Raw genomic sequence first — 6,690 nt, 5'->3', positions numbered from 1 at the left:
TCCGCTACTACGACCCGCAGGTCGGGCGGTTTATTGTGCAGGATCCTAATGGGCTGAATGGCGGGTGGAACCTTTATCAGTATGCGCCGAACCCGTTGGGGTGGATTGATCCGCTGGGTCTTAAATGTTCTCATTCAGCAAAGAATCCTAAAGAATTCCATGCTGTTGTAAACGAAAAATGGGGGCATAAAATGACCGCCTCAGAAATGAGGGAAGTACAAAAAACAATCGATAATATTAAATTGAATAGACCAGCGTTTCCTCGTGATGGGATACCTTTTGAAAATAATTTCAAAATTTCACCAGATAGTCAGCGCCTTAACACAGGAAGCGGTCCTTATAGAGAGTGGACAGTGAAAACACCTGGTGTAGGAAATCGAGGAGCTAGGCGTATAGTTGTGGATACAAAAACAGATCAAGCATTTTATAGTCACGACCATTACAACACTTTCATAGAGATCGGTCTTGGAGGATGGAAGTAATGAAAGTAATTACTTTATCTATTGATTTTAAAGAAATAAATGATGTTACAGGATTTCATAATAGGGTTAAGCAGTTGTTTGGCTTTCCTGATTTCTATGGTAATAATTTCCATGCGTTCATAGATTGTCTGACTAGTTTGCGATTCCCAGAAGAGGGGATGACATCTTTAAACCTAAAGCAAGACGAGTCTTTATTACTTAAGATAAGTAATATCAATAATTTGGATGAGGAATTGAAGCATGATTTTCTTTTGTCAATTCAAGAGATAAATAATAGAAGTATTTTATTTGGTGAGGAGCCAACTATCTTGTTATTGCTTTGTGCGCAACATAAGTGAAATATAGCTGGCGAAAAGAAAAAATTCGCTTTTTTTTATTAATTGATATTATTCTGAACGGAAGTATGTTTCGTAAAGTATATTTTTTCACTCACTATGTGGAGTGTAATCATAGGTACTTTTGGGAGGGCTGATGAGAGGGATTAAAGAGGCTTTGAAGCAGCTAGCCGCTATTTGCAAAAAAAACACTCGCTGTCCGGGAGTTTCAACACAGTCAATGACTTGGATAATGCTTTCCCGTCCAAGTTACCTCGTTCATCAGATATCGATTACTTATATAAAAATTATAATCCTGAAAAGTTAAAAATTGAAACAGGCTTCACGCCAATTAAAATTCATTCTGTCAATGAGCTCTCGAAGGCTCAGAGTGGTTATGAATACTTACCAAACAATTCATGTTGATGGTTCAGAAGTAAGAATTCATCCATATGGAAATCAATCAATGAATATGAGTAATGGTCAGTTAACACCTTAGTCTCGCCTAAACGCACATATACATAAATAGAATCATTTAGGTGATCAGTTAGACGATTTGGGTAATATTTCAACGGACCCTAATTTAACCCATATAGGTATCCGAAATCCAGCTGATTATCCTGTTGTCAGAGGTCGACCTCATGGGAGAGGTAGATGATTATGAGTATTGAATATCATTTGATTGTGAACAGTTTTCATCAAAATGATATCTTCATGGGAATTAAAGCTGCTTTCGAAAAAAGTGATTCATATATGTTGAGTTATTCTTCAGATAATGCAGTAGGGTTTTCTATAAAAGGTTCTTCATCTGACTGGGGGGCTGATTTCGAAATAACAAAGGAAAAAGATGATTTTTTTATTCAAATTCACTCAGACAATTATAAGAAAATCCTGTCGCTAATAGAAGATTTTCTCAAAAAATAAAGCAATCCCTTTTGAATTGGAAGAGGAGTAAATATATGCCGGGATTATTCCCGGTAGTTGTTTTAGTTTTTTTAATAAATAATTTTTAGTGGCTTTTTTTAATTAATATGCTATCGCTGCGGTTGCGTGATATTTATGAAGCTAAAAATATAATCCATTCTCAAGTAAGTAATCTCACGTACTATGAATAGCAGGGGGCGGAATTACTGCTTACGGACTCATTTTTAAATCAGCAGAGCATTGGAACCCTATTAGAGCCAAAAAGATCGTAAATCAGATGAACTCTGAGATTAAATTGAGGAGTCCTCAAAAAACGTACATCTTTCGGCACAAATGCGCCAGCCATATTGCTATTCAAGACTGTACCGATAGGAGAAAAATAATGATTAAATTTGTAGATTCATCACCTGCAATATCTGTTGATGAGCTAGATAAGATTGAAGCTTTGCTGGGCATTTCTTTTCCTCGTGCTTTAAAGACCTTATGGCTTATAAGTAATGGCGGAATAATGCAGGAAGGTCGTCGTGTTTATCAAAGCGAACACTACGAGAATGATATAAAATATTTCTTACCTATATTACATACTAAAAGATCTGGCATATTAACTATTGATGATTACTATAAGGATTTAGTAGTTAACAAAAAAATTCTTGCAGAGAATTTTATACCATTCGCAATTGATGGAGGTGGGTTCCCCTATTGTGTTGGGATAAATGATGGTGCAGTATATTTTTGTGATCTGGAAAATCAGGAGGAGATATATCTTGAGCCAAATTTTGAAATTTTTATAGGAAAAATAATTCCTCAAGATGAAGCATGGTGATATAGATTCTGTCTTTATTAAATTTATCATCAAAACCATGGAGGGCTCTTAATGACGCTCGATGATGAAATCAGGAAGGAAATATCTTTGCTTCCTGAACAACCAGAAATTGTGGATGACTGGGAACACATTGCGGATAAGTTATCCGATAGTTATAGTTGGGCTGGTTCAAAAATTGACTGGTCAAAGACCAATGCTCATAGGTCTTTAGAACTACATGGAGACTATAAGAATTGGTTGGTCGATATAAAGAGATTCATTCATGAAAATGATGTACATGATGTGATTTCAAAGAGTGATGAGATTTACTATATAAATGATTCGTCTCTTGACTTTTCAGTCAGATTGAATCCGGAGCAGTTCTTTTTGTTTCTTGATATGGCAATAGAAAATATCCCTCAGCATCATTACTTTTTTGATAGAAAAAATAAATGGTGTCTAGTAATAAGTACTGAAGGATATATTGACTTCGGTTTCTCATGTTCAGATAAAAAGTAATTGAAATGGGAGGTTCATCATCCCGGGGCGTTTTAGGTAATGCTTTTGATCTGATATAAAGAAACCCAGGGGCAAGAGTCTTATGAGGATGGTGATGTGCCTCTGCAACTATTTTAAAGAGAACATTCGAAATTGCCTGGACAGGTTCAGTTTCTGGCACATTAGACAATCATGAAATTTAAGAAGAGTCACATGTATTGGAATGAAATCGAAGGTAGTATTTTGTTTAACAAGGTTTTTAGTAGAGATGTTGAAGTGAATGAAATCGACATCTTTGATATTAAAATAGACCGCGAAGCTGCTACGGTAATAATATGTTTTGACCTTGTGAATGAATTGCCTGACAATCCTCCCCCAAAATGGGTCAAAGGTTATAATAGATGTAGGTGTGGTATAAATTGCAGTGGAGTAAAATTCTTAAAAATAGAAGGTATGTCTACGGATATGCCAGCAAAAATAGAAATACAAAAAAACACTCCCTATAGTGAAATTATAATAATGGGGGCAGACATTTTTTTAAATTTGAAATGTTCGCATATACAATTAATGGGACCTTCCGTATATATTAGTCAGTAAGTTAAAGAACGGGATGAGATTTAAATTTCCCTGGCTTTTAAAATTTAAGGTTGGTTCAGTATACTGAATAATTACATCCTATTCCTATAATATGAGATTTGTTTAATCTGTGCTGTGAAGCATATTGAAGGGTGAGAGCTAGAATAATTAAATAGCCGAAAAACCAAATGTGGATGAGGGGTTATGTTATCTAAAAAAATAACGATTATGAGTCAATCTAGAGGTTGGTGGTATGATGATACCACTCAAGAGTATAGTGATGCTTTGCTTTCTTTAGATATTGACCTTTCTTCTGATTTTGCTCAATTTTATTTGCACGTTGAGGATGGGGCTACTTTTCATAGCAGGAATCATGAAATTTATCAGATCTGCTGGTTTGTTATAAATTCATCGTACCAACTTGATCTTAAGCGAACACATGAAATATTAAAAATACCAAACGAGTATATTCCTTTGGATGGTTTTCAAAGTGAGGGTGGGTATTTTTATAACAAAAAAACTGGAGAGGTTTTATTTATCAACGTAGGGGATAATTTAACTAAATTCTATCAGGGGGAATTAAAGCCTCAATGGGTAGACTTTAACTCTTTCATTGAATGGTTTTTTGATTTAGATAAGTGAATGAAATATGCCGGAAGCCATTAAGTTCCGGTTTTTATTACTACAGACAATTTTTCCATAGTGTGGAGTATCTAAGATCAAGAAGTCATGACCTTAGTAAGGAAAGCTTATACCTATTTCATGCGGTAAGCCTGCAAATAAAGATGAAATTAAAATTTTGGAGAGGGAATTCAAAATCCATTTGCCAGATGATTATAAACAATTCCTCAGGTTGAAAAATGGCTTCGTTGTAAAATCTCCGGATTTTTGTGAGTTAGAGTATGCAGGTGTCGATGAAGGGGTTATCGCCTTTTATGCCCTTTTTGGAATAAATATGAAAAATCCAAACCACGACATTTTTCGTCAAAATGAAAATTTTTTAAGTGAACTTGATTTCATTGATAATAAGTTAATTATTGGTGATGATCATGGAGGTAATTTTTACCTTATATTAAATGGCAGTGAAAGCCAGGGAGTGTATTATTGGGACAGAACACATGTACATGCTGAGGATGATATCCAAGAGTTTGAGGTCGCTGAGCAAAATGTGTGCGGCAATATCTATAAAATTACTAATAGCTTTACGGAATTTCACAAGAAAATTAGTGAGGCATCTCTTGATGCAGGAATGAATGTAACTGTTGATTTATGATTTTGCAAAATAAAGCCATAATCAGAATATGATCATGGCATATTTTTTACATTTAGATGTTAGTAAATAGATAAACAGTAATAAAAAGAATATCAGATATGCTTGTATTTTACCATTGGTAATAATGCCATTGTATAGAAAAAAGGCATTACACAGAAAGCGGCTCAGAATTTGTTAAGGGAAAAAATGCTTACTCCACATCATCTGAGTGCGAATACTATAATTCTTGCCCCAAGAGATCTTCATGGCAATGTGCCACATATTGGCTCCGCATCAGATATGAGGAGGAAAAGAAAATGTTGAAAAAATTAGAGCTCTTTGGAGCGAAACCGACATCATTACCATTAGATGAACTGAAAAAGAGTTTAAATACATTAGAAACATCAATAGGGTCAATTCCTGAAAGTTATCGTGCCTATTTACTTCATTTTGGTGGTTCTGTTCTTTTTGAGGTAAATGTTGTTTTCAAGGCGTTACAACCATCTCCGTGGTCTGATGAGCAAGGAAACGATACGCTTGAGTCTTTGTACGGCCTTGCAGAATCGGGTAAAGAATATACTGTCTTTGAAATGGCTGATACATACCGGAATGATTTTCACGATCAATGGTTACCGATAGGAGCCTCGTCTGCTGATAATCAAATCTGTCTTTGCCTCAAAGGAAGCGTGTCGGGAGAGATTTGGTTTTGGGAACACGAGTCTGAGCCAATATTCAAGGATTCAGCAGTAATTTCAGGTCTGACGAAAATAGCAAATTCCTTCGGTGAGTTTGTTGATATGCTTGCTGTTCAGGAGGATAAAATAGATGTATCAGGTGTGATTAAAGTCGATCTTGATTTTTAATAAAGGAGTACTTGTGGTGATCCTGACGAAGCCGATCTATTGCTGTAAGGTGGGTGTAACTGGTGCAGCAGATTACAGCATCAACAGCCGCTTCGCTATGACGAAATATATGCTTTGCCTTTTAAAAATAGCAATCCATAAAAGATTGGTACGGGTACTATCTTAGGTTACTCTTAGAATACTAGCCATCTTAATGAACGCCAGGCTTCCGATAAAATCTGTCAGGAGCAAAACGGTTCAAGATAAGGAGAACTGATGAGTAATGTTAAAAATCTTATTGCAGCGTGTATTAACTGCTATGAAGAAAATGATGTATTCACCATCGGAATAGGGGATGACAGCCATGATCCAAAAAATTTTATCATTATCGGACGATTCGACGAAGATGAATTACCCGTTAATGAATGTATTGGATTCCAGAGTGAGTCAACAGAATATGAGTTAACAGACTCTATTCGTTCTGTTCAGCTCACTGAAGACAAACTTGTGATCGTGCTTAATGAAAATGCTGTAAAAATGATTGGTATCAGGGAATATCATGTGGTCATTCCTACAGCAAAAGATTCTAAAACGCTTGGAAAGTATTTGAATGAAATGTTTGATGGCAGCGATGTACCACTACAATTGCCGTAAGGTTTTAGCCACTACATGGCTATTTTAGCACCCGTTCTTTAAAATGATGCAGGCGTGCCATTTCGAGTAGAGGGTACATGTGTTGAGCCAATGTTTAACGGCGAATAGGATTGCTACGTCACGTTTTTTGTTAATAAATAGAAAAATGCCATCCTAATCAATTTCAATGCCCCACAAATGCACTCACCGGCACGCCAAAACGCTTCGCATATCATCCAGCGTTAACGTGCGCTGTCCGTTAGGGATTCGACTCACCAGAGACTTCTTGCCTATCTCGTTTCCGAAATTGCTCTGAGTGGGCTGCACTACGGCTCCGGCCACGTCAGCGCCATCCGCTTCGGGCAGC

10 protein-coding genes and 1 pseudogene are annotated in these 6,690 nt (G+C 36.3%); 10 read left to right on the top strand and 1 reads right to left on the bottom strand.

Annotated elements, in window-relative coordinates:
* The 10 genes from LDK53_RS22315 to LDK53_RS22270 form a co-directional block, all read left to right on the top strand.
* Window positions 1-482, top strand: a 482-nt coding sequence (locus tag LDK53_RS22315) for an RHS repeat-associated core domain-containing protein (RefSeq protein WP_318527760.1), incomplete at its 5' end; no start/stop codon positions are given.
* Window positions 482-820, top strand: a complete 339-nt coding sequence (locus LDK53_RS22310) for a barstar family protein (protein ID WP_225288112.1) — start codon at window positions 482-484, stop codon at window positions 818-820. The genes LDK53_RS22315 and LDK53_RS22310, both read left to right, overlap by 1 nt.
* A 636-nt stretch (window positions 821-1,456) precedes the next feature.
* On the top strand, window positions 1,457-1,720 hold the full coding sequence (locus tag LDK53_RS22305; RefSeq protein WP_225288111.1) for a hypothetical protein: 264 nt from the start codon (window positions 1,457-1,459) through the stop codon (window positions 1,718-1,720).
* Between the two features lie 382 nt (window positions 1,721-2,102).
* Complete coding sequence (locus LDK53_RS22300; protein ID WP_225288110.1) at window positions 2,103-2,543, top strand: SMI1/KNR4 family protein; 441 nt, start codon at window positions 2,103-2,105, stop codon at window positions 2,541-2,543.
* 51 nt (window positions 2,544-2,594) lie between these two features.
* Window positions 2,595-3,041, top strand: a complete 447-nt coding sequence (locus LDK53_RS22295; protein WP_225288109.1) for a type IV secretion protein Rhs — start codon at window positions 2,595-2,597, stop codon at window positions 3,039-3,041.
* 192 nt (window positions 3,042-3,233) lie between these two features.
* Window positions 3,234-3,617 (top strand): Imm50 family immunity protein, encoded by a 384-nt coding sequence (locus tag LDK53_RS22290; protein ID WP_225288108.1) that lies wholly within the window; start codon window positions 3,234-3,236, stop codon window positions 3,615-3,617.
* Window positions 3,618-3,800: 183 nt separating this feature from the next.
* The gene (locus tag LDK53_RS22285; protein WP_225288107.1) at window positions 3,801-4,238 is read left to right on the top strand and encodes a hypothetical protein; all 438 of its coding nucleotides are present in this window, start codon (window positions 3,801-3,803) and stop codon (window positions 4,236-4,238) included.
* A gap of 109 nt (window positions 4,239-4,347) precedes the next feature.
* Entirely contained in the window at window positions 4,348-4,869 is a 522-nt protein-coding gene (locus tag LDK53_RS22280; RefSeq protein ID WP_225288113.1) for an SMI1/KNR4 family protein, read from the top strand.
* Between the two features lie 296 nt (window positions 4,870-5,165).
* A complete protein-coding gene (locus LDK53_RS22275; protein WP_225288106.1) occupies window positions 5,166-5,711 on the top strand; it encodes an SMI1/KNR4 family protein in 546 nt (181 codons plus the stop codon).
* Between the two features lie 255 nt (window positions 5,712-5,966).
* Window positions 5,967-6,344, top strand: a complete 378-nt coding sequence (locus LDK53_RS22270; protein ID WP_225288105.1) for a hypothetical protein — start codon at window positions 5,967-5,969, stop codon at window positions 6,342-6,344.
* 163 nt (window positions 6,345-6,507) lie between these two features.
* Here LDK53_RS22270 and LDK53_RS23025 read toward each other — a convergent pair.
* Window positions 6,508-6,690 (bottom strand): annotated as a pseudogene (locus LDK53_RS23025) (hypothetical protein); the annotation flags it as partial.

Origin of the sequence: Enterobacter sp. K16B (assembly GCF_020216105.1) — a bacterium.
In the GTDB taxonomy this organism is placed as follows: Bacteria; Pseudomonadota; Gammaproteobacteria; order Enterobacterales; family Enterobacteriaceae; genus Enterobacter; species Enterobacter sichuanensis.
The sequence above is the reverse complement of the archived record's forward strand: the minus strand, read 5'-3'. Positions and strand labels throughout refer to the sequence as shown.